Here is a 22,003-nt window from a genome sequence, read left to right on the forward strand (position 1 = left end):
TCTACTTGGTCGACAACTGACAATTTAAAAGTCAGCGTGTAATCGCGCTGACTACGTTTTGCGCCCGTATCCATTGCACCCTCCTGATAAGAAGCCAGAAGGTGTAAACCTTATTCAGGACGAGACACGATGCGGAAAAAAGCCCCCTGAGCATTCGCGCCAAGGCGTTGGTGTTCGTCGATCCGCGCTCGCGGCAGTTGCGAGAAGAGTTGGAGCAACTGGCTTCGCGTTCGATTTCAGTATTGATTCGCGGTGAGACCGGAACGGGCAAGGAGTTGCTTGCCCGGCACATCCACCGCGCCAGTGATCGCAGCGGCTTGTTCGTGTCGGTCAATTGCGGCGCGATCAGCCCGACCTACGCCGATGCTGAACTGTTCGGCTACGCTGCCGGCAGTTACAGCGGTTCGGCCAGCAGTCGCGCAGGCTGGTTCGGTTCGGCCAATGGCGGCACCTTGTACCTCGATGAAATCGGCGACTTGCCGCTGCCGATCCAGATCAAATTGCTTGCCGCGCTGGAAACCCACGAAGTCACCCGCGTCGGTGCGCATCAGTCAGGCTCGGTGGATGTGCGTCTGGTGGCCGCGACCAGCATCGATCTGGCGCAAGCGGTGGACGCCGGGAAATTCCACGAACGGCTCTATCACTACCTCAGCGAGGGGCCGTTGGCATTGCCGGCGCTGCGCGAACGCATTGGCGACATTCTGCCGCTGGCTGAATATTTTCTCGGCATTTATAGCCAGCGACTGGGTCTGCCGGTGCCGTTGATCAGCGCAGCGGCGCAGCATGTACTTGAGCAACACAATTGGCCGGGCAACACCCGCGAGTTGGAAAACGTCATTCACTTTGCCTTGCTGGTGAGCACCGGCGACGAGATTTTGCCGCAGCACCTGAACCTGCCTGAGGCGTCTGGGCCGCAGCTTCAGATCGAACGGCTGGTGACGCACATCGACATTGGCGGCAGCGTGGCCGAGCGCAAGGCATTGAAAGAGTGGCTGATTAGCCTGAGTGAGAGGCTTTGAGCCGTGTAACTCTGTATGAACAAAATGGAATATGAAGCTGAATAAACGTTATTGTCCGGGAATAAAAAATCCCGGTATTGTCCGCTTCACGCCAGCGATAGCCCTTCACTGGCACCGCTATTAGATGCCGTCGTCGATGACGACCGTGATTTTCGATAAGGACACTGCATGAAAAAGGTTCTGTTGTTTACCGCATTGGCGGCTGCGCTGACGGCTTCCCTGGCCCAGGCCGGCGAGAAACTGGTGGTGGCGGCGACGCCGGTCCCACACGCTGAAATTCTTGAGCTGATCAAACCGACCCTCGCCAAAGAAGGCGTGGATCTGGAAATCAAAGTCTTCACCGACTACGTGCAGCCGAACGTGCAAGTGGGCGAGAAGCGCCTGGACGCCAACTACTTCCAGACCAAGCCTTATCTGGACAGCTTCAACGCCGGCAAATACAAGGACGACAAGTCCAAGTACCTGGTAACCGTGCAAGGTGTTCACGTTGAACCGTTCGGTGGCTACTCGAGTAAATACAAAACCCTGGCTGAACTGCCTGACGGCGCGACCATCGCCATCCCGAACGAAGGCAGCAACAGCGGCCGTGCGCTGATCCTGCTGCAGAAGGCTGGCCTGATCGAACTGAAAGACCCGAAAAACGCCCTGGCGACCCCAAAAGACATCGCCAAGAACCCGCATAACTTCAAGTTCAAGGAACTGGAGTCGGCCATGCTGCCGCGCGTTCTGAACGAAGTTGATCTGGACATGATCAATACCAACTACGCGTTGGAAGCCAAGTTGAACCCGACCAAGGACGCCCTGGTGATCGAAGGCGCCGACTCGCCTTACGTGAACTTCCTGGTGGCCCGTGAGGACAACAAGAACAGCGACGCCATCAAGAAACTGGCCGCTGCCCTGACCAGCCCGCAAGTCAAAGCGTTCATCGAGAAGAAGTACAACGGCGCGGTACTGCCGGCGTTCTGATTTGACGATTCGGCAAACCCTTTCCAGGGTTTGGATATGAAAACGCCGATGGCTGGAAATAGTCATCGGCGTTTTTGTGTGTGCTCAGTTTCCTCGCCCACCGAGAGAGGGCTGGGTGAGGTTGCTGTTGACCGTGATCTCAGACCGCCTGGGCCTTCAATGCCCTTCGCAACGCCACCAGCAATTTCACGATGTCCTGCGGATCCAGGCGCTGCGGCACTTTTAAGTCAGCCATATTCTCTTCCTTGTGATGGTTGGGCCGGGGGAGTCTGGCCAAAAGCTGTTCGTCCTTGGAGGCCTTTTTTGAAAAAAAGATCCTTCCTACAGCAAAAGGAAAAATAGCCTTGTTATTTGTTCTCCGCCAACAAGTAAAACCGTTCGCGTGGGGATCAGCATCAGTCAGGCCAATTCCACGCCGGCTCATCCAGCACTCGCTGCCCGACAATCCCGGTCTGGCCCAGCGTCTTTTCCAGCACGATGCAGTTGCACTCCGGGTCTTGCTGCAACGCTGATATCAACCGCCGCGCATGGGACACCACCCATACCTGAGACTGCTCAGAGGCGCGGATAATCAAGCGTGCCAACGCCGGTAACAGATCCGGGTGCAGGCTGGTTTCCGGTTCGTTGAGCACCATCAGTGACGGCGGTCGCGGTGTCAGCAATGCCGCGACCAGCAGCAGATAGCGCAACGTTCCGTCCGACAACTCCGCCGCCGACAGCGGTCGCAACAACCCTTCCTGATAAAACTCGATGGCGAAACGTCCTCCCGCCAACGGAGCGATGTCGAGCCGTGCGCCGGGAAACGCATCGCTGATGGCGGTGCGCAGCGCTTCGGGATCACCGATTTCGACGATGGTCTGCAACGCCGCCGCCAGATCCCGGCCATCGTGATGCAACACCGGCGTGCGCGTGCCCAGTTGTGGCTGGCGCGCCGGGGCGTCGGCATCGCTGCGAAAGTGGTCATAAAAGCGCCAGCGCCGAATGAATTCGCGCATCTGGAACACTTCCGGTGAGCTGCGCAAGTTGCCGACCTGATCGAACAGGCTGTCGAAGTTCGGTGTGTGTTGCGCCAGCACGTCCCAGCGGCGGCCGTCGCGGGCGCGGATCATCGGGCCGTCGCGATCCACCAGCAGGCTGGCCGGGCGATACAGTGGCCCGGCCCAGATGCATTCCTTTTTGATTTCTGGATCAAGCGAGAAACAGGAGTGGGTCGGCGCAGGCAAGCCGAGGGCAATCGAATAACTGAAATCCTCCCCGGCAAAGCCCAGGCGCAGACGCTTCACGCCCTGGCGCACCGTCGGCTCGATCGCCACTTCGCCGTTGCGCATGCGCCGGCTGATGGTTTCCGGTCCGGCCCAGAAGGTTGAGTCCAGTCCGCCTTCGCGGGCCAGTGCGTTGACCACGCCACCCTGAGCGGTCTCCGCCAACAGGCGCAAGGCCCGATAGAGATTGGATTTGCCGCTGCCGTTGGGGCCAGTGATCAGGTTCAGACGGCCCAGCGGGATCACCAATTTATTGATTGAGCGGTAATTGGCCACCGCGAGGGTCTTGAGCATGGGGCTCCTCATTGATCGTTCCGGCGCTCGGCGTGGGAATGCCCCCGTGAACGACCGCAGGGAGTATAGGGATCGGGCATACAGACGCGGAACCCTGTTCTAAGCTCACAGTCGTATCGTCACTTGCACGTTCGTACACAGGAAGGAGTCTGCATGGCGAGTCCCGGATTGAAAACAGCAGTCATGCTGGGCCTGTTCACGTTGTTGACCGCTTGCGGCAAGAAAGAAGCGCCTGAGGACTACTTGCCACGGGTCTTTGTGCAAGTGGTGAAACCCGCCGAATACGCCGCCGCCGTGACCCTGACCGGTGACGTGCAGGCGCGGGTGCAGACCGAGTTGTCGTTCCGGGTCGGTGGCAAGATCATCCAGCGCATGGTCGATGTCGGTGACCGCGTCAGCGCCAGACAAGTGTTGGCCAAACTCGATCCCAAGGATTTGCAGACCAATGTCGACTCCGCCCAGGCGCAAGTGACCGCCGAACAGGCGCGGGTCAAGCAGACCGCGGCCGCGTTCGTGCGTCAGCAGAAACTGTTGCCCAAGGGTTACACCAGCCAGAGCGAATACGATTCCGCGCAGGCAGCATTGCGCAGTAGCCAAAGTGCGTTGAGCGCCGCGCAGGCGCAATTGGCCAATGCCAAAGATCAACTCAGCTACACCTCATTGATTGCCGATGCACCGGGCATCATCACCGAGCGTCAGGCCGAAGTCGGCCAGGTGGTTCAGGCGACTGCGCCGATCTTCACGCTGGCCCGCGACGGTGCTCGTGATGCGGTGTTCAACGTGTACGAGTCGCTACTGGCCGAGCGCCCTTCGGATCGTTCGATTGTGGTCAGCCTGCTGGATAACCCGGCGATCAAAACCACCGGCACCGTGCGCGAAATTACGCCGGCGGTGTCGGCGCAGTCCGGCACGGTGCAGGTCAAAGTGACCCTCGACAGCCTGCCGCCGGGCATGCAACTCGGTTCGGTGGTCAGCGCTACTGCCAAGGGCAGTGGCACGTCGGCGGTGGAACTGCCGTGGTCGGCGCTGACGAAAAAAGTCAGTGAACCGGCGGTGTGGATGGTCGACGACCAAGGTGAAGCGCAATTGCACACGGTCACGGTCGGCCGATACCTGACCGGCAAAGTCATCATCAGCGACGGCCTCAAGGGCGGCGAGAAGGTCATTGTGGCCGGTGGGCAGTTGTTGCATCCGGGCATCAAAGTCGAGATTGCCGAAAACACTTACAAGGATCTGCAACCGGGAGCACAGCCATGAAACGTCTGGGGCTGTTGTTCATGGCGGTGTTGTTGGCCGCGTGCTCGAAAAGCGAGCCGCCGCCGGAGCCGGTGCGTCCGGTGCTGTCGGTCAGGGTTCAAGCGCTGAACGAGGAGACCCTTGGGCGTTTTGCCGGCAGCATTCAGGCGCGTTACGAGAGCAACACCGGTTTTCGCGTGGGCGGGCGCATCGCCAGCCGTAACGTCGATGTCGGCGCCGAGGTTGAAAAGGGCACGCTGCTCGCCACCCTCGACCCCTCCGACCAGCAGAACCAATTGCGTTCAGCCCAGGGCGATCTGGCGCAGGTCCGGGCGCAATTGATCAACGCTCAGGCCAACGCCAGGCGTCAGCAAGCACTGTTTGATCGCGGGGTCGGTGCGCAAGCGCAACTGGACATCGCCAATACGGATCTGAAAACCACCCAGGCTTCGCTGGAGCAGGCGCAGGCGGCGGTCAATCAGAGCAAGGATCAACTTGGCTACACCCAGTTACGCGCCGATCACAAAGCCGTGGTCACCGCGTGGAACGCCGAGGCCGGGCAAGTGGTGACGGCCGGCCAGCAAGTGGTGACCCTGGCGCAGCCCGATATCAAGGAAGCGGTGATCGACCTGCCCGACACCCTGGTCGATCAGATCCCCCGCGACGTGGTGTTTCTGGTCGCTGCGCAACTCGACCCGAGCATCAACGCCACAGCGACCCTGCGCGAAATCGAGCCTCAGGCACAAAGCGCTACGCGCACCCGCCGCGCACGCTTGACCCTGGCCGATACCCCGAGCGGTTTGCGTCTCGGCACGGCGATCAGCGTGACCCTCAGCTCGGCGATCAAACCACGCATCGAATTGCCCGCCACGGCGATACAGGACGTCGATGGCCAATCGCGCGTCTGGGTGATCGACACCCAAAGCAAAACCGTCAGCCCTCGCGACGTTCGCGTGATCAGTCGCACCGACGGCACCGTGGTGCTGGCTGGCGGTGTGAAGAATGGTGAGCAGGTGGTCAGCGCCGGCGTCAACAGCCTCAAACCCGGACAATCCGTGAATCTTGACGAGGACAGTCAATGAAAGGCTCTTTCAACCTCTCCGAATGGGCCATCAAGCATCAGTCTTTCGTCTGGTATCTGATGTTCGTCGGATTACTCATGGGGGTGTTCTCGTACTTCAATCTGGGGCGTGAAGAAGACCCTTCGTTCACCATCAAGACCATGGTGATCCAGACCAAATGGCCGGGCGCGACCCAAGAGGAAACCCTCAAGCAGGTCACCGACCGCATCGAGAAAAAACTCGAAGAACTCGACTCCCTCGACTACGTGAAAAGCTACACGCGGCCGGGTGAATCAACGGTCTACGTGTACCTGCGCGACACCACCAGTGCCAAGGACATTCCGCAAATCTGGTACCAGGTGCGCAAGAAAGTCGACGATATTCGCGGCCAGTTTCCCAAAGGGATTCAAGGGCCTGGTTTCAACGATGAGTTCGGTGATGTCTACGGCTCGGTGTATGCGTTTACCACCGACGGCCTGACGATGCGCCAGTTGCGCGACTACGTGGAACAGGCCCGGGCGGAGATCCGTGATGTGCCGGGGCTGGGCAAGATCGAGATGGTCGGTCAGCAGGATGAAGTGATCTACCTGAACTTCTCCACGCGCAAACTGGCGGCGCTGGGCATCGATCAGCGTCAGGTTGTGCAAAGCCTGCAATCGCAAAACGCGGTGACCCCGGCAGGGGTGATCGAAGCCGGGCCGGAGCGGATTTCCGTGCGGACCTCGGGGCAGTTCGCCTCGGAGAAAGACCTGGCCGAGGTGAATCTCAAGCTCAATGACCGCTTCTACCGTCTGGCCGACATCGCCGACATCAGTCGCGGTTACGTCGACCCGGCCACGCCCGAGTTCCGCTTCAACGGCAAGCCGGCCATCGGGCTGGCCATTGCCATGCAGAAGGGCGGCAACGTTCAGGCCTTCGGCAAGGCCCTGCACGAGCGCATCGATCAGCTCACGGCAGACTTGCCGGTCGGTGTCGGCGTTCACTCCGTGTCCGATCAGGCCGTGGTGGTGGAAGAGGCGGTCGGCGGTTTCACCAGCGCTTTGTTCGAAGCGGTGATCATCGTTTTGGTCGTGAGCTTCGTCAGCCTCGGCGTGCGCGCCGGTCTGGTGGTGGCGTGCTCGATTCCGCTGGTGCTGGCGATGGTGTTTGTGTTCATGGAATACAGCGGCATCACCATGCAGCGGATCTCCCTTGGCGCACTGATCATTGCCCTCGGCCTGCTGGTGGACGATGCGATGATCACCGTGGAGATGATGGTCACGCGCCTGGAGATGGGCGAGACCAAGGAGCAGGCCGCCACGTTCGCCTATACCTCGACGGCTTTCCCGATGCTCACCGGTACGCTGGTGACCGTGGCCGGGTTCGTGCCGATCGGTCTCAACGCCAGTTCGGCCGGTGAATACACCTTCACCCTGTTTGCGGTGATTGCGGTGGCGATGCTGGTGTCGTGGGTGGTGGCGGTGTTGTTTGCGCCGGTCATCGGTGTCCACATTCTCAGCGCCAATGTGAAACCCCATGAGGCCGAGCCCGGGCGTATCGGGCGGGCCTTCAACGGTGGTCTGCTGTGGTGCATGCGCAACCGCTGGTGGGCGATCGGCATCACCGTGCTGTTGTTCGCGCTGTCGGTGTTCTGCATGCGGTTTGTGCAGAACCAGTTCTTTCCCTCCTCGGATCGACCGGAAATTCTGGTCGACTTGAACCTGCCGCAGAACGCCTCGATCAACGAGACCCGCAAGGTCGTCGACAAACTGGAAGAAACCCTCAAGGGTGATCCGGACATCGTGCGCTGGAGCACTTATATCGGTCAGGGTGCGATCCGCTTCTATCTGCCGCTCGATCAGCAATTGCAAAACCCGTACTACGCACAACTGGTGATCGTCAGCAAAAATTTCGAATCACGCGAGGCCTTGAGTCAACGCTTGCGTGAGCGCTTGCGCAAAGATTTCGTCGGCATCGGCAGTTATGTCCAGGCACTGGAAATGGGCCCGCCGGTCGGGCGTCCGATCCAGTACCGGGTCAGCGGCAAAGACATCGATCAGGTGCGCAAGCACGCCATCGACCTGGCCACCGAACTGGACAAGAACGCGCACATCGGCGAGATCATCTATGACTGGAACGAGCCGGGCAAAGTCCTGCGCATCGACATCGCCCAGGACAAGGCCCGCCAACTCGGGCTGTCGTCCGAAGACGTGGCGAACGTGATGAACAGCATCGTCAGCGGCTCGCCATTGACCCAGGTCGATGATGATATCTACCTGATCAACGTCGTCGGTCGTGCGGTGGACTCCGAGCGGGGCACGCCAGAAACCCTGCAGAACCTGCAGATCGTCACGCCCAACGGCGCGTCGATTCCATTGCTGGCATTCGCCACGGTGCGTTATGAGCTGGAACAACCGCTGGTGTGGCGTCGCGACCGCTTGCCGACCATCACCATCAAGGCGTCGGTGCGCGACGAAATCCAGCCGACCGATCTGGTGAAACTGCTCAAACCGTCGATTGATGCCTTCGCCGACAAACTGCCGGTGGGCTACAAGGTCGCCACCGGCGGTACGGTCGAAGAAAGCGGCAAAGCTCAGGGGCCGATAGCCAAGGTTCTGCCGCTGATGCTGTTCCTGATGGCGACTTTCCTGATGATCCAGTTGCACAGCGTGCAGAAGATGTTTCTGGTGGCCAGTGTCGCGCCGCTTGGGCTGATCGGCGTGGTGCTGGCGCTGGTGCCGACCGGTACGCCGATGGGCTTCGTGGCGATCCTCGGGATTCTCGCGCTGATCGGCATCATCATCCGTAACTCGGTGATCCTCGTGACGCAAATCGATGAGTACGAGAGCAAAGGCTATGCGCCGTGGGATGCGGTGGTGGAGGCGACCGAGCATCGACGCCGGCCCATTCTGCTGACTGCGGCGGCGGCGAGCATGGGCATGATCCCGATCGCCCGGGAAGTGTTCTGGGGGCCGATGGCGTACGCGATGATCGGCGGGATCGTGGTGGCGACGCTGCTGACGCTGCTGTTCCTGCCGGCGCTGTATGTGGCCTGGTACAAGATTCGCGAGCCGAAGGAAGACGCTTCAACATCGGCCCGTTGAGGGCGCCTGTTACACCTTTGGGAACGGTCTGACTTACAACCATGATTTATTGCGTTACCGTCCCTCCTCCATTTGGAGGAGGACACCCGATGTCGACTGTCGCTTGCTGGCTGCGCCAACTGCTGTTGATGGCCGGCCTGTGCCTGTCGCCCTCATCGCTGGCCGAAACGCTGTTGGAAAACTCGCTGTGGCAGGTGCAGATCGACCCCGCGACGCTCGCGTTACGGGTCACCCCGGCCAACAGCGCGACCGTGCAGGCATCATCGGGGGGGCAAGCGCACAAGGTCAGCCAACTGGTCAGACGCGGCAATCGCCTCGATTGGCAATGGGACGATGGCGCCTGGTCGCTCAGCGTAGAACTCGATCAGCGTGACCTGTCCTTCTCGATCACCGCGCGCGACCCCGCCGAACTGGAGTTCCTGCGCCAACCCGGCAGCGCCATGGGCAAAGGCCTGATCTGGCCACTGGCCGAAGGACATTACGTGCCCCGGGCTGATCCGGTGTGGCGACAGTTTTTGCTGGGGCAGGGCGAATTCAACACGACCCAGGACCTGAGCCTGCCGCTGTGGGGCGTTGAGCATGATGGGTTCAGCCTCAACTGGTTGCTGACCAACCCCTACAACAATCAACTGCTGTTCAGCGCTGACGGCGACACGCTGGCGTTGGCGGCGCGGCACCAATTCACTGCACTCGCCCCTTCAACGCCGCTGACCTTCAGCCTGTACCTGGGCGCGGCCGAGCCGTTGGCGGGGGCCAAGCGCTACCGGCAATGGCTGATCGATAACGGGCGCTACGAAACCCTGAACAGCAAACTTGAGAAAACCCCGCAGGCCAGCAAGTTGTTGGGTGCCAGTCATGTCTACCTGTGGGGCAATGATCTGCTGGGGTCAAAGGATGTGCGCGACTGGCCGGCACTGCTCGGCCAGTTACGCGGCCAGGGCGAGCTCGCCAGCGCGCTGCGCGCCGGGATGGATCGTGAGGCATTGCAACTGCTCGCCACCCAAACGGTGGTCAACCGCTACCCGCAAACCGTCCTGTTGCGCGGTCTCAACCGTGCGCTGGCCACGCAGGCGCGCAAAACCTGGCAGGCCCGCGCGCAGCCCGACATGCAAGCGCTGGTCGACGGGTACGCTGCGCTGCGTGCGCAGTTGGCCACTGAGTTTGTTGACGCCTTGACGGACGATCCTAAGCGTTGGGGCAGTACCTTGTCGCTCGATACCATCAAAGGCTTGCAGAGTGCCGGGCTGACACGCCTGTGGCTGGGGCTCGGCGAAGGCTGGGAGGGTGGACTCTGGCATCCTGAGGCGGTTCGCGCTGGCGTGGCGGCGGGGTATCTGATGGCACCGTACGACTCCTACGAGACGGCGCTGAGCCGTGACGAGAACCCGGACTGGACGACGGCGCACCTGGGGGACAAAGCCAACGTGGACTGCGCCATCGTGCTGCAAAGCGGTGAGCCGAAAACCGGCTTTCAGCAGTCGGGCCATTACACCGATCCTCGTTGCGTGCGCCCGTTGCTGGAGCAGCGAGTCAAAGCGGTCAGCGCTGCCGCTGGTTTCAACAGCTGGTTCCTCGACGCCTATGCCACGGGCATGGTGTTCGACAGCTATCGGCCGGGCTCGACGATGACCCAGGCGCAAAACGCTGAAGGTAACGTCCAGGCATCACGCTGGATCAATGAAACGCTGCAACTGCCCAGCGGTTCCGAGGACGGCAACGCGACGACGGCGCAGGGCGTGTTGTTCGCCCATGGTATGCAGACGCCCGTGATCGGATGGGGTGATGTCGACATGAGCAAGAACCGCGACTCCGAATACTTCACGGGCCAATGGTATCCACCCGAGCAACCGGCGGTGTTCTTCAAACCGGTGCCGATTAAAGCGCCGTATCGACGCATTCACTTTGATCCGGCCAGCCGTTTGCCGCTGTACCAAGCGGTGTTTCACGGCTCGGTCATCACCACGCATCACTGGTTGTTCGACAGCCTGAAGCTGAGCAACGTACGGGTAGAAAACGAACTCACGCAGTTGCTCTACAACGTGCCGCCGCTGTATCACCTGAGTGCGGCGACGCTGGCGCAGCGCTTACCTTTGATTGCGCGGCAGGATGCGTTTTTCCGCCCGCTGCATGAGCGGCTGGCCACTCAGGCACTCACCGGTTTCCAATGGCTGAGCGAGGATCGGCAGGTGCAGCAGACTTCATTTGAAGACGGCACTCGACTGCTGGCCAATTTTGATCAGGCATCGCGTGAAGTGCAGGGGCAGACCTTGCCCGGCGAGAGCATCACGGTGTTGACGCCCGACGGCGCCGTCAGCCACTACCGGGTGCAGGCTGCTCCCTGACTCAGGCCTTGCGCCAGACGCTGGCCAGCCAGGGTTGTTGCTCGCGTGGCAGCCCGGCCGGGCGGAAGTAATGTTCCAGTTCGACGAACCCGGCCGTGGTAAGCAACCGGCGCCACGCCTCAAGGTCGTGATACGCGCCATACCGCGGCCCGTTCCAGCCCTCGCTGTTATCCCCGCGTGGATTGGAGCTGAACAGCACGCCACCGGGTTTCAGTGCGTTGCGCAACTGCTGCAATACCCGTGGCAACTCCTGCAAGGGCACATGAAAGAGCACGGCGTTGGCGAAAACACCGTCGAAGCGCTCTGAAGGCAGATCGAGTTTCAAAAAGTCCTGCTGCAAGACCTCGCAACCGCTGTCCTCGCGGGCCATGCGCGCAAACTCCTGCGAGCCGTCGAGGCCGACCGCGACGTGGCCCAAACGTGTGAACGTCTGCAAATCCCGCCCTGGGCCGCAGCCGAAATCAAGAATGGTGAACGGCGCGGCACCCTGAATGTGCCGCAACAGCGCATCAATGTTCTGGCTGACATCGTGATCGCGCGTGCCTTCGCGAAAGTCTTCGGCCACCGAGTTGTAGTGGCCGAGGGTGGTGGCGGTGATCTGTTGAAGGTCGGAGGGCGTCTGCTTCATGGCTGGGCTGCGTGGGGCGATGGAGGTTTGGCGAATATACGCCATCAGGCTGGGGGCTGCTGCGCAACTCATCGCCACACACAGGAGCACGCATTCCGACTGTGCGAGCCTGCCCGCGAAAGCGGTTTTACTGGCGACAAAGTACTTCAGCCAGAAGGTTTCATCCCCAGACAATCAATCGAACGATCCACCATCGTCTTGGCCATCTTCAGCAAATGCCAGACCGAAAAAACCCTGGCCCGGTCCGCGCCTTTCAGATGACAAAGGAAAGGGAACAGGCCTGTAGGTTCTCTGATTTTCCTGTGCGAAATTTTTCCTTTTCGGTGTGAATCGCTACTCACGGCAAAGCATAAAACCCCAACGTCTGTGCAATACATATGTACCGCACCGCGTTGTCCGCTTCGGGATGTAATGACGCCTGCGCGATAGACGACTGTCGCGATGTCTGCCCGGTTTTTTTTAAGGGGAGATTCACTTAGAAAAAAGGATTTTTTCATGAGCATTGTTCGCAAACCCGCTACTACCTCGTCGACCATCCGTAGCCCGGCAGACGTAGATTCACCCCGCAGAAGACCCGGCAATCCGCTGGACGGAGATGGGCCTGCGATAAAGAATTTTCGCCCTGATGCGGAGCAAGCACACATGGAGGTTGCCCGCGACCCTGGCGCGTCGGTTCCTGCAGTCCCGGCCGTTACGATTACCCCGTTGCTGTCTGCCGGGATTTTGCCTATTCGCCCCGAGGTTAAAACACTTGAACACTATCTGTTGAAACCTCCGGAGAAACTGGCTGAGGCCAATGCTCAAGGCTTCAGGGTGGTCAAGGGGCGGCTGTACGTCGATATCGCGCCCGGCAAGATCGCCCAGGTCAGGCGAGACCGGACGAGCGGAGAGTATCGAGCGACCCTGTTGTCTGAACTGGAGCCCTCGGGACCGGTACTGTTTTTCGAGCCGCAAAGCAAAACCTGGAAACTGGAACGCGACCGCATTCATACCGGCAAGGATGACGTGTTTGAGCTCGGACTCGACGCGGGCACCACTCTGGTGGCGCGTGGGTTGCGGCAATTTCCTGCGGAGCAGGCAGCCATTATCCGCTCGGAGTTGCGAGTGGTCCAAAGCACGTTCTCTGATGCCAGTCGGGCAATCGCGCTGAAATACCAGGAAGCCGATGCCGTCTACGAAAGCTACTTTGGGACCGACCACCAAACCGTTTCGCCGCGATTCTCTGAGTGCGTCTCGCGAGGATTGGCAGTTTCCAAAGAGTATCAAGGGTTTTGGGGGGACGATAAATTCCTGGGGGTTGATACTGCCGGCAATCACTTGGCCTGGATGTACAAAGGTGATTTCCATGGCCGGGTGTTCATCAATCGCAAATACCTGCGTGCCGGGGCGTTGAGCCTGACGCTGGGCCATGAAATGTTGCACACCAACAGAATCGATCGGTTCGCGGCCATCGGACCCAACGCGTCGGATTATTTCTACCTGGGCGTCGAGGCGCGTGGTTTTCTGACGTCGGAACCGCTAACCGTTTACGACGTTCCAGAGCGCGGTGTTTCCGAGGTCATCATGCGCGGTGGACTGACAGCCGAATATTTGAATGTCTTTATGAACGACCACAGTGAGTTCCTGTCGGGGGTCAGCCATTACCTGGGAATGCGCGACGTTCCGGATCTTCAGACGGCCGTTGATCTCTTCAATGCAAACCCGCAGATGCGCGCGCACATGGCCGCCAATAATGCTGACAGCATTATCTGCGCGACAAAAAGCATGCAAGAGTTGCATCGAAGCAAAACTGAATATGCATGGCTCGACAGCCTGATCGAGGATCTTTGAGTTGAATTGGGCGGCGCCGACTCTGCACCTGTTAGTTCTTACAGTATCGGCGCGAGTCAAAAGCGTTCAGTCTTCACCCATGTGTATGACGGACGCCGCCGACCATGATTGTTCACCACGACACTGCCACGCCGACGCTGTCTGTCATGGACTCTCGCTCGCAGGTGATCCGCCGCGTCGGCTATTGCCGACATCCGGACCAGCCCGACATCGACCCGCGCATCACTCGGCAAATGTTCGATGCGGCTGGACGTCAGGTGGCGTCGTGGGACCCGCGATTGTGGGGAACGGCACCGAAACCGAATCTGGCCACGGCTTATGGGCTGAGCGGTCAGGCCTTGCTGACGGACAGTGTCGATGCGGGTTGGCAGTTGAGTTTGCTGAACCAGGCGGGTTTGACCTGTTCGTTCTGGGATGCACGAGGTAGCCAGCGTCACACCGAATTCGACGAACAGCAGCGTCCGGTGGCACTGAAGGAGCAGGCCCGTGGCGAGCCATCTCGTGTGGTCGAGCGATTGACCTATGCCGCTGCCAGCGATGCGTTCGAGCAGCACAACCAGTGCGGTCGCCTGATCCGCCATGACGATCCGGCCGGTAACCGCATCATCAACGACTACGGTCTGACCGGTGCCGAGCTGGCCGAATCCCGGCGCTTTCTGACAGTGCTCGACCTGCCTGACTGGCCCACCGATCCCGACGTTCGTGACGAGTATCTTGAAGAAAAGTCGTACATAACCCGTCACGCTTTCTACCCGACGGGCGAACTGCAGCGCCAGATCGATGCCATGGGCAATACCCAAACCGTTCATTACAACGTATCGGGCAAACCCTCCGCGACCTGGCTTCTACTGGCCGGTGAAGGTAAGCCGTCGCAGTGTCTGTTCAGTGATATCCAATACAACGCTCAAGAACAGATCGAACGTGAGACCGCCGGAAACGGCGTCGTCAGCCGCGCGGAATACAGCCCTGATGACGGCCGGTTGCTCAGCCTGATCGCCGGTCTTGGCGAGCAACCTCCATTGCAGAATTTGCATTACGGCTACGACCCGGTGGGCAACATCGTCAGCCTGGAAGATAAAACCCAGGCCGTCACGTACTTCAATCACCAGCGCATCGAGCCGATCAGCCGTTATCGCTACGACAGCCTGTATCAACTGGTTGAGGCCAAGGGCTGGGAAGTCAGTCAGCCGAGCCATGGCCCGGCGTTACCGGATCTGCTGCCCACACCGCTGGACCCTAATCAACGGCGCAACTACACCCAGACATTCGACTATGACACGGCGGGCAACCTGATCACCCGACACCACAGTGGTGCGCCGGGGTTTTCGATGTTCACCTCCGCGCACAGCAATCGAGGTTTGGGGCAACGGGATGACGGTACTTTGCCGGGAGAGCCACAAATAACGCTGGGCTTTGATGCCTGCGGCAATCAACTGGAGCTGCAACGCGGACAGGCTATGCTCTGGGACATCCGCAATCAGTTGAGTCAGGTGACGTTGGTCAAACGCGAGGGCGAAGCTGACGACTATGAGTCGTATGCCTATGACCGACCAGGCCATCGGTTGCGCAAGGCAATTTTCAGCCAATCCAATCGCCGGACTTTGCACAGTGAAATCCGTTATCTCCCTGGCCTGGAAATCCATCGACAGGCCAGTGGCGAAGTACGCCATGTCGTCCGCGTCGAAGCCGGACCTTGCAGCGTTCGAGTGTTGCACTGGCCCGAAGGTAATTACGTCGACCAACAGAGGTACAGCCTCAGCGATCATCTCGGTTCCAGCACATTGGAACTGAATGAGCAAGCGACTGTGCTAACGCAGGAACACTATTATCCCTTTGGCGGTACGGCGTGCTGGGCGGGTAAAAGTGCAGGGGTGGCGAATGACAAAACCATTCGTTATTCGGGCAAGGAGAGGGATGCGACCGGGCTCTATTACTATGGACATCGGTATTACGCGCCATGGTTGCAGCGCTGGATTAGTCCGGATCCAGCTGGAGAAATCAATGGCTTGAACATTTTCTGTTTTGTTGCAAATAATCCTGTCGCTAGGAAAGACGTGGATGGCAGGTTTTTTTACGAAGGTAAAGATGATTTTGTGGAAACAGCACTCATCGGCTCGGAGAAACTGATTGCTGCACGAGGACTTGATGCGTTTCCTATGGACCAAGCGTCTGTAATAAGCTCGCAGTTGTCTGAAGTGGAGAAGGTTTTCGCAGAGGCAACTTATGTGTTAACGCAAGGGTACGCAGAAACCTCAGGAATCTTGCAGAGTTACTTTGGTCCGCAATACAGCGCGGTAGAAAACAGGCTTCCGGGAATTTGGACGCGTGGAAGGGAACTGGCAAATGCCTACGGTAGGCCAGCGGCGAGAGGAAAGTTTTTAGGTTTTATAGCGGTCCCAGGAACAGCGAGGCACTCAACTGCAGAGGTCAGACCTGGCGATTTTTATGGGCGTATTGCTATTAATCTAGACAGAGTTAATGGCAACTCAGGTCTGGTATTGGGGCATGAATTAATGCACTTGAACAGGGTTAGCCGGGTTAGCGCGGTCGGGCCTGGTGCGTTAGATAATTTCTACCTGAACTCTAATTCGCCGGAGCTTTTGAATTACCCAGTGATGCAATATGATTTGCCTGCTCGAGGTCTGTCCGAAGCCATCATGCACGGCGGTTTGAATCTTGTTTTTTCACAACAGTACCCGGCGTCTCATCGTGATTTCATTACCTCGGTTGGTAACTATATGGGGATGCCGGATATATTGGATCTTGAAACGTCGATTGAAATGTTTAATCAGGCTCCTCATCTGCGTGCGGAAATGGCGGCTAATAACGCGGATAGTCTTGTTTACGCAGCAAAAAGTATGAGTGATCTGTATCGATCCAGGCAGGAAGACAACAATTTATTCAACAATTTGCTTTATGGTTGAAATTCGATGCGGGTGACTCGATAGCTACACTCCAACAAAAGGTTGAGTGACTTGGGGGGCGTACCCCAAGCCACAATGAACAAGAACAACCCACTCAACGCTTGTTCAACCCCCGCGCCAACCGATCGCCACCCAACTGAATCACCGCCACCAACGCCACCAGCAGCACGATCACCGTCAACATGACCTGGCTGTCAAAGCGTTGATAGCCGTAGCGATAAGCGATGTCGCCCAGGCCACCGGCACCAATCGCCCCGGCCATGGCCGAGGAGTTGATCATCGTCACCAAGGTGATGGTGAAACCGCCGACAATTCCCGGCAGCGCTTCGGGCAACAGCACATGCCAGACGATGTGCCAGCGCCGGCAGCCCATGGCTTGCGCGGCTTCGATCAGACCATGATCGACTTCGCGCAGGCTGACTTCGGCAATCCGCGCAAAGAACGGCGTCGCTGCAATCGTCAGCGGCACCACCGCCGCCCACACGCCGTAGGTGGTGCCGACGATCAACCGGGTAAACGGAATCAGCGCCACCATCAGAATCAGAAACGGGACCGAGCGGAACAGGTTCACGAACGCACCCAAGGCGCGATTCAGCACCGGCGCCTGGTAGATCCCGCCCTTGTCGCTGGTGACCAGAATCACCGCCATGGGAATCCCCACCAGCAGGGCGATCAGCGACGACACACCGACCATCACAAACGTGTCGATAAACCCCTGTAGCAAGCGCTCAAACCACATAACCCGACACCTCCACCCGTTGCGCCCAATCACCCGCGCGCTGACGCAACTGCTCGGTGCTCAGCGATGATCCACTGACGGCCAGCAGCAGTTGCCCCAGCGCGTGGCCCTGAATCCGTTCCACACCGCCCTGAAGCAATTTCACCCGTCCGTCGAGTGCGGCGAACAAGGCCGCCAGGTCCGGCTCATCGCCGGCCGCCCCAGTGAACTGCAAACGCAGCACCACAGCGGCGCCGGGCGAGGGCGGTAGCGTGTGCAAACGGCTCTGCAATTCTTGTGGCAAAGCGTGTTGCAGCGGTGCGAGCAACGTCTGGCTGACCGCGTGCTGTGGGTCGCCGAACACTTCCCAGACCGGGCCTTGCTCGACGATCCGCCCGTGCTCCAGCACCACGACGCGGTCGCAGATTTCGCGGATCACCGCCATCTCGTGGGTGATCAGCACGATGGTCAGGCCCAGACGTTTATTGATCTCGCGCAGCAGGCCGAGGATCGATTGCGTGGTCTCCGGGTCGAGTGCCGAAGTGGCTTCGTCGCAGAGCAGAATGTCCGGGTCGTGAACCAAGGCCCGGGCGATGCCGACGCGCTGTTTCTGGCCGCCGGAAAGCTGTGCCGGATAGGCCTTGTGTTTGGCTTGCAGACCGACCAGTTCAAGCAGTTCGCGAACTTTTTTCTCGCGCTGTTCTTTCGGCACCCCGGCGACTTTCAGCGGCAATTCGACGTTCTGCCAAACGGTCTTGGCCGACATCAGATTGAAGTGCTGAAAGATCATGCCGATGCGTCGGCGCAGGGCGACGAGGCGATCTTCATCGAACTCGCCGATGTCGACCTGATCGATCAGCACACGCCCCGACGTCGGTTGCTCCAGACGATTGATCGTGCGGATCAGCGACGATTTGCCCGCGCCGCTGCGGCCGATGATGCCGAACACCTCGCCGCGCTGGATCGCCAGATCAATGCCTTGCAGGGCCGCGACCGGACCTTGCCGGCCGTTATAGGTTTTGCCCAGGCCGATGAAGCGTATGTGGGCGCGATTCAGCTCGGGATGCAGTTCGGTTTTTTCAGCATTGTTGGGCTCTGGAATCTCCAGTCGCCGTTGGATCGCGGCCGTCATGTTCAGCTTTCCCAACCGGCCTGGTACAGCTTGCCGTGGGCCTTATCCAGCGCGGCACGCACGGCCGGCGAGTGCTGGTAGATGTCGACCAATTTGATCAGACGCGGATCGTCCTTGCTCTTGGGCCGGATGACGAACTGGATCACGTATTCCTTGTGGTCGAGACCGTCGAACAGCAGCGCGGAGCCGGCATCGAAGGTCTTGGCCAGACGAATATAGGCCGGGTAGCCCTGGACCAGATCGGCGTCGTCATAGGCGCGCACCAGTTGCACGGCTTCGACCTGAAGGATTTTGATTTTCTTCGGGTTGGCGACGATGTCGTCTTCGGTGGCCTTGTAGCCAACGCCCGGTTTCAGCGTGATCAACCCGGCCTTGGCCAGCAGTTGCAGACCGCGACCGCTGTTGATCGGGTCGTTGGCGATGGCGACGCTGGCGCCTTCAGGCAACTCGTCGAAGCTTTTGTATTTTTTCGAATAGAGGCCGACGTTGTTGATGATCCCCGGGGCGAACGGCACCAGGTCAAAACCGGCGGCGGCCTTGGCGTTTTCAAGGAACGGGATGTGCTGAAAGTAGTTCACATCGATGTCGCCGGCCGCGAGGCTGACGTTCGGTGCGATCCAGTCGGTGAACTCCACCAGCTCGACTTTCAGGCCTTGTTTGGAGGCCTCCTCGACGGCGGCTTCCAGCGGAATCGCGAACGCGGCGGTGGTGCCGATTTTCAGTGGTGCATCGGCGGCGAATACCGCCGAGCTGAACAGGCCGAAGGTCAGGGCCAGTGCTTTGACTGGGTGGGTCAGGAATTTCTGGGTCATGGTGTGGTTTCCAGTCAGTGCATGAATATGGGTGTCTGGTAGGGCCTCTTCGCGAGCAAGCCCGCTCTCACATTTGGAATGCGTTCCCCTTTGGAAGCGGGCTTGCTCGCGAAGCTTTTAGCGACGAAATGAAGATCCGATGTGTTGCTCGGGCAACTGCGCCCCTGCGTGAAACAGCTTCTCGCGCAAGCTGCCGCTGTCATACGCGGTTTTGTACGACCCACGCCGTTGCAACTCCGGAATCACCAGCTCGATAAAATCGACATAGCTTTCCGGGGTAACGATGCGCGTGAGGTTGAAGCCGTCCAGCCCGGTTTCGGTGATCCACGATTGCAGCTCATCCGCCACTTGCGCAGGCGAGCCGACCACGGTGATGTAGCGACCGCCCAGAGCGTGCTGTTCGAGCAATTTGCGTCGGGTCCAGTCGTTGTTCTGCAGATTCTTGGTCGCGGACTGGATGGCGTTGCTCTTCACGTACTGGATCGGTTCGTCGATCGCGTACCGGGAAAAGTCGACGCCGGTGGACGCCGAAAAATGTGCCACGCCGGCCTCGGCACTGGCGTAGCTCAGGTACTCGGCGTGCTTGGCCCACGCCGCTTCTTCGGTTTCGCCGACGATGACGTTGAGGCCCATGAACACCTTGATGTCCTCGGGATTGCGCCCGGCCTCGACGGCGCTGGCGCGGACTTTGTCCACCTGCACCTTGGTCGACGGTTTGTTCTGGCCGCTGATGAACACGCACTCGGCGTGACGCCCGGCGAACAGCAAGCCGCGATCGGAACTGCCGGCCTGGAACAGCACCGGCGTGCGCTGCGGTGAAGGCTCGCAGAGGTGATAACCCTCGACCTGATAGAACTCGCCCTTGTGCTCGACCTTGTGCACTTTCTCCGGTTGGGCGTAGATCCGCTGCTCGCGATCATTGAGCACCGCGCCGTTTTCCCAACTGCCTTCCCAGAGTTTGTAGAGCACCTCCAGGTACTCGTCAGCCTGATCGTAACGACGGTCATGCTCGACCTGCTCGCGCAGGCCCATGGCTTTTGCGGCGCTATCGAGGTATCCGGTGACGATGTTCCAGCCGACGCGGCCACGGCTCAAATGATCGAGGGTCGACAGGCGTCGGGCGAACAGATACGGCGGCTCATAGGTGAGGTTGGCGGTCAGGCCGAAACCGAGGTTTTTCGTCACCGCCGCCATCGCCGACACCAGCAGCAACGGATCGTTGACCGGCAACTGGATCGACTCTTTCAGCGTGACGTCCACCGAGTTCTGGTAGACGTCGTACACGCCGACGATGTCGGCGATGAACAAACCGTCGAACAAGCCACGCTCCAGCAACTGCGCCAGTTCGGTCCAGTATTCAATGCTGTTGAACTGGGTTGAGTTGTCGCGTGGATGCGTCCATAAGCCGTGGTTGATGTGGCCGATGCAGTTCATGTTGAACGCGTTGAGCAGGATCTTTTTCTTGCTCATCAGATCGTGCCCCGCAATGGCGGGTTTTCATCGTTGAGGTAGTAATTGCCCACCGCGTGGTACTTCCAGCGCACCGGATCGTGCAGCGTGTGCACGCGGGCGTTGCGCCAGTGGCGGTCGAGGCCGTGCTCGATCAGGGTGGCCTGACTGCCGGCCAGTTCGAACAAGGTGCTGGCGGCGGTGAGGGAGATTTCTGTGCTGATCGCCCGTGCTTCGGCGACGGCAATCGAGGCGGCGGCGACCGTTTCGGCGCTGGTCTGGGCCTGAGCCTTGTCGAGGAACTCACCGGCGCGTTCCAGCAGCGCCTCGGTGGCGTGCAGGCGAATGCTCAAGTGGCCGAAGCTCTTCAACGTCAGCGGGTCTTCGGTGGCGTTGTCGTTGCCGGCGTCGATCCATGGGCGCGTCTTGCTACGCACAAAGTGCAACGCATCTTCGTAAGCGGCGCGGGCGATGCCGGTGTCGATAGCGGCGTGAAGAATCTGCGCCAGCGGACCGACGGTGGTCGGACGTTCGAAGGCGCTCTGGAACGGGATCACGTCTTCGGCGGCGACATACACGTCTTCGAAGAGCACCGAACCGCTGCCGGTGGTGCGCTGGCCGAAGCCGCTCCAATCGTCGATCACGCTCAGGCCCTGGCTGTCGCGAGGCACGAAGGCCAGTTGCTGCACGCCGTTTTCATCGACGACGGACGTTGGAATGCGTTGCGCGTAAATCGCGCCGGTCGCATAGAACTTGCGGCCATTGATGCGATAGCCCTCGCCTTCACGCTTGAGGCTGCTGACGCGATGGTGGGCGGTTTGGGTGCCCAGTTCCGCCAGCGCATTGCCGAAGCGCTGACCGGCTAAAACCTCGGCGTACAACCGTTGTTTCTGTTCGTGGCTGCCGTTCACTCGCAGCACTTCGAGGGCGTAGAAATGGTTCTGCGGAATCTGCCCGAGAGAGCCATCGGCCTCAGCGATCAGGGCGATGACGTTGGCCAGCGTCACGTTGGACACACCGGCGCCGCCGTATTCTTTCGGCACGCTGATGCCCCACAGGCCGGAGCGGGAAAACACGTCGAGTTCCGGCAGCGGCAGTCGCCGCTCACGGTCCCGCACGGCGCTGTCGCGTTTGAAATCTTCGGCCAGGTCGCTGGCGATGATCAGGGCTTGCTCATCGCTGGTGATGACCGCGACGGGATGGGAAAGAGGCATAGGTTTCTCCAAGGCTCTTGAGAAGGTGTGCGG

The 22,003-nt window shown here is 59.7% G+C and carries 16 protein-coding genes; 8 read left to right on the forward strand and 8 right to left on the reverse strand.

The features are described 5' to 3' along the window. Positions 1 to 146: 146 nt before the first annotated feature. Positions 147 to 1,019, forward strand: coding sequence for a sigma 54-interacting transcriptional regulator (locus AACY11_RS18425; protein WP_339495499.1), 873 nt, complete (start codon positions 147 to 149; stop codon positions 1,017 to 1,019). Between the two features lie 168 nt (positions 1,020 to 1,187). Continuing rightward, positions 1,188 to 1,985, forward strand: coding sequence for a MetQ/NlpA family ABC transporter substrate-binding protein (locus AACY11_RS18430; RefSeq protein WP_339431591.1), 798 nt, complete (start codon positions 1,188 to 1,190; stop codon positions 1,983 to 1,985). Positions 1,986 to 2,380: 395 nt separating this feature from the next. Here AACY11_RS18430 and AACY11_RS18435 read toward each other — a convergent pair whose 3' ends face one another. Then, positions 2,381 to 3,541, reverse strand: a complete 1,161-nt coding sequence (locus AACY11_RS18435) for an AAA family ATPase (RefSeq protein ID WP_339431590.1) — start codon at positions 3,539 to 3,541, stop codon at positions 2,381 to 2,383. A gap of 153 nt (positions 3,542 to 3,694) precedes the next feature. Here AACY11_RS18435 and AACY11_RS18440 point away from each other — a divergent pair, with 153 nt between their 5' ends. The 4 genes from AACY11_RS18440 to AACY11_RS18455 all read left to right on the forward strand — a co-directional run bounded on the left by AACY11_RS18440 (position 3,695) and on the right by AACY11_RS18455 (position 11,263). After that, a complete protein-coding gene (locus tag AACY11_RS18440) occupies positions 3,695 to 4,798 on the forward strand; it encodes an efflux RND transporter periplasmic adaptor subunit (RefSeq protein WP_339431589.1) in 1,104 nt (367 codons plus the stop codon). Then, positions 4,795 to 5,859, forward strand: coding sequence for an efflux RND transporter periplasmic adaptor subunit (locus tag AACY11_RS18445; RefSeq protein ID WP_339463951.1), 1,065 nt, complete (start codon positions 4,795 to 4,797; stop codon positions 5,857 to 5,859). The genes AACY11_RS18440 and AACY11_RS18445 overlap by 4 nt, the downstream gene beginning before the upstream one ends. Next, on the forward strand, positions 5,856 to 8,921 hold the full coding sequence (locus AACY11_RS18450; RefSeq protein ID WP_339495479.1) for an efflux RND transporter permease subunit: 3,066 nt from the start codon (positions 5,856 to 5,858) through the stop codon (positions 8,919 to 8,921). The genes AACY11_RS18445 and AACY11_RS18450 overlap by 4 nt, the downstream gene beginning before the upstream one ends. A gap of 89 nt (positions 8,922 to 9,010) precedes the next feature. Further along, positions 9,011 to 11,263, forward strand: a complete 2,253-nt coding sequence (locus tag AACY11_RS18455; RefSeq protein WP_339495480.1) for a glycoside hydrolase — start codon at positions 9,011 to 9,013, stop codon at positions 11,261 to 11,263. 1 nt (position 11,264) lies between these two features. Here the strand turns inward: AACY11_RS18455 and AACY11_RS18460 are convergent, their stop codons facing one another. Both AACY11_RS18460 and AACY11_RS18465 read right to left on the reverse strand, forming a co-directional pair. Next, positions 11,265 to 11,891 (reverse strand): class I SAM-dependent methyltransferase, encoded by a 627-nt coding sequence (locus AACY11_RS18460; protein WP_339431585.1) that lies wholly within the window; start codon positions 11,889 to 11,891, stop codon positions 11,265 to 11,267. Positions 11,892 to 12,037: 146 nt separating this feature from the next. Further along, positions 12,038 to 12,388, reverse strand: a complete 351-nt coding sequence (locus AACY11_RS18465; protein WP_339495481.1) for a hypothetical protein — start codon at positions 12,386 to 12,388, stop codon at positions 12,038 to 12,040. Between AACY11_RS18465 and AACY11_RS18470 the strand changes: the two genes are divergently transcribed. Continuing rightward, positions 12,387 to 13,721, forward strand: coding sequence for a hypothetical protein (locus AACY11_RS18470; RefSeq protein ID WP_339431583.1), 1,335 nt, complete (start codon positions 12,387 to 12,389; stop codon positions 13,719 to 13,721). The genes AACY11_RS18465 and AACY11_RS18470 overlap by 2 nt on opposite strands. A gap of 146 nt (positions 13,722 to 13,867) precedes the next feature. Next, entirely contained in the window at positions 13,868 to 16,645 is a 2,778-nt protein-coding gene (locus AACY11_RS18475; RefSeq protein WP_339495482.1) for an RHS repeat domain-containing protein, read from the forward strand. A gap of 94 nt (positions 16,646 to 16,739) precedes the next feature. On the opposite strand, the gene AACY11_RS18480 is transcribed toward AACY11_RS18475, so the two are convergent. The 5 genes from AACY11_RS18480 to AACY11_RS18500 all read right to left on the reverse strand — a co-directional run bounded on the left by AACY11_RS18480 (position 16,740) and on the right by AACY11_RS18500 (position 21,970). Then, a complete protein-coding gene (locus AACY11_RS18480; protein WP_339431581.1) occupies positions 16,740 to 17,384 on the reverse strand; it encodes a methionine ABC transporter permease in 645 nt (214 codons plus the stop codon). Continuing rightward, complete coding sequence (locus AACY11_RS18485) at positions 17,374 to 18,495, reverse strand: methionine ABC transporter ATP-binding protein (protein WP_339431580.1); 1,122 nt, start codon at positions 18,493 to 18,495, stop codon at positions 17,374 to 17,376. Before AACY11_RS18485 ends, AACY11_RS18480 begins: the two co-directional genes overlap by 11 nt. Before the next feature lie 2 nt (positions 18,496 to 18,497). Continuing rightward, positions 18,498 to 19,307: a MetQ/NlpA family ABC transporter substrate-binding protein gene (locus tag AACY11_RS18490; protein WP_339495483.1), complete on the reverse strand. Its 810-nt coding sequence runs from the start codon at positions 19,305 to 19,307 to the stop codon at positions 18,498 to 18,500. A gap of 117 nt (positions 19,308 to 19,424) precedes the next feature. Then, positions 19,425 to 20,777, reverse strand: a complete 1,353-nt coding sequence (locus AACY11_RS18495; protein ID WP_339463957.1) for an LLM class flavin-dependent oxidoreductase — start codon at positions 20,775 to 20,777, stop codon at positions 19,425 to 19,427. After that, on the reverse strand, positions 20,777 to 21,970 hold the full coding sequence (locus AACY11_RS18500; RefSeq protein ID WP_339431577.1) for an SfnB family sulfur acquisition oxidoreductase: 1,194 nt from the start codon (positions 21,968 to 21,970) through the stop codon (positions 20,777 to 20,779). Before AACY11_RS18500 ends, AACY11_RS18495 begins: the two co-directional genes overlap by 1 nt. Positions 21,971 to 22,003 lie beyond the last annotated feature (33 nt).

It is taken from the genome of Pseudomonas sp. RA_105y_Pfl2_P56, from assembly GCF_963970845.1.
Classification (GTDB): domain Bacteria; phylum Pseudomonadota; class Gammaproteobacteria; order Pseudomonadales; family Pseudomonadaceae; genus Aquipseudomonas; species Aquipseudomonas baetica_A.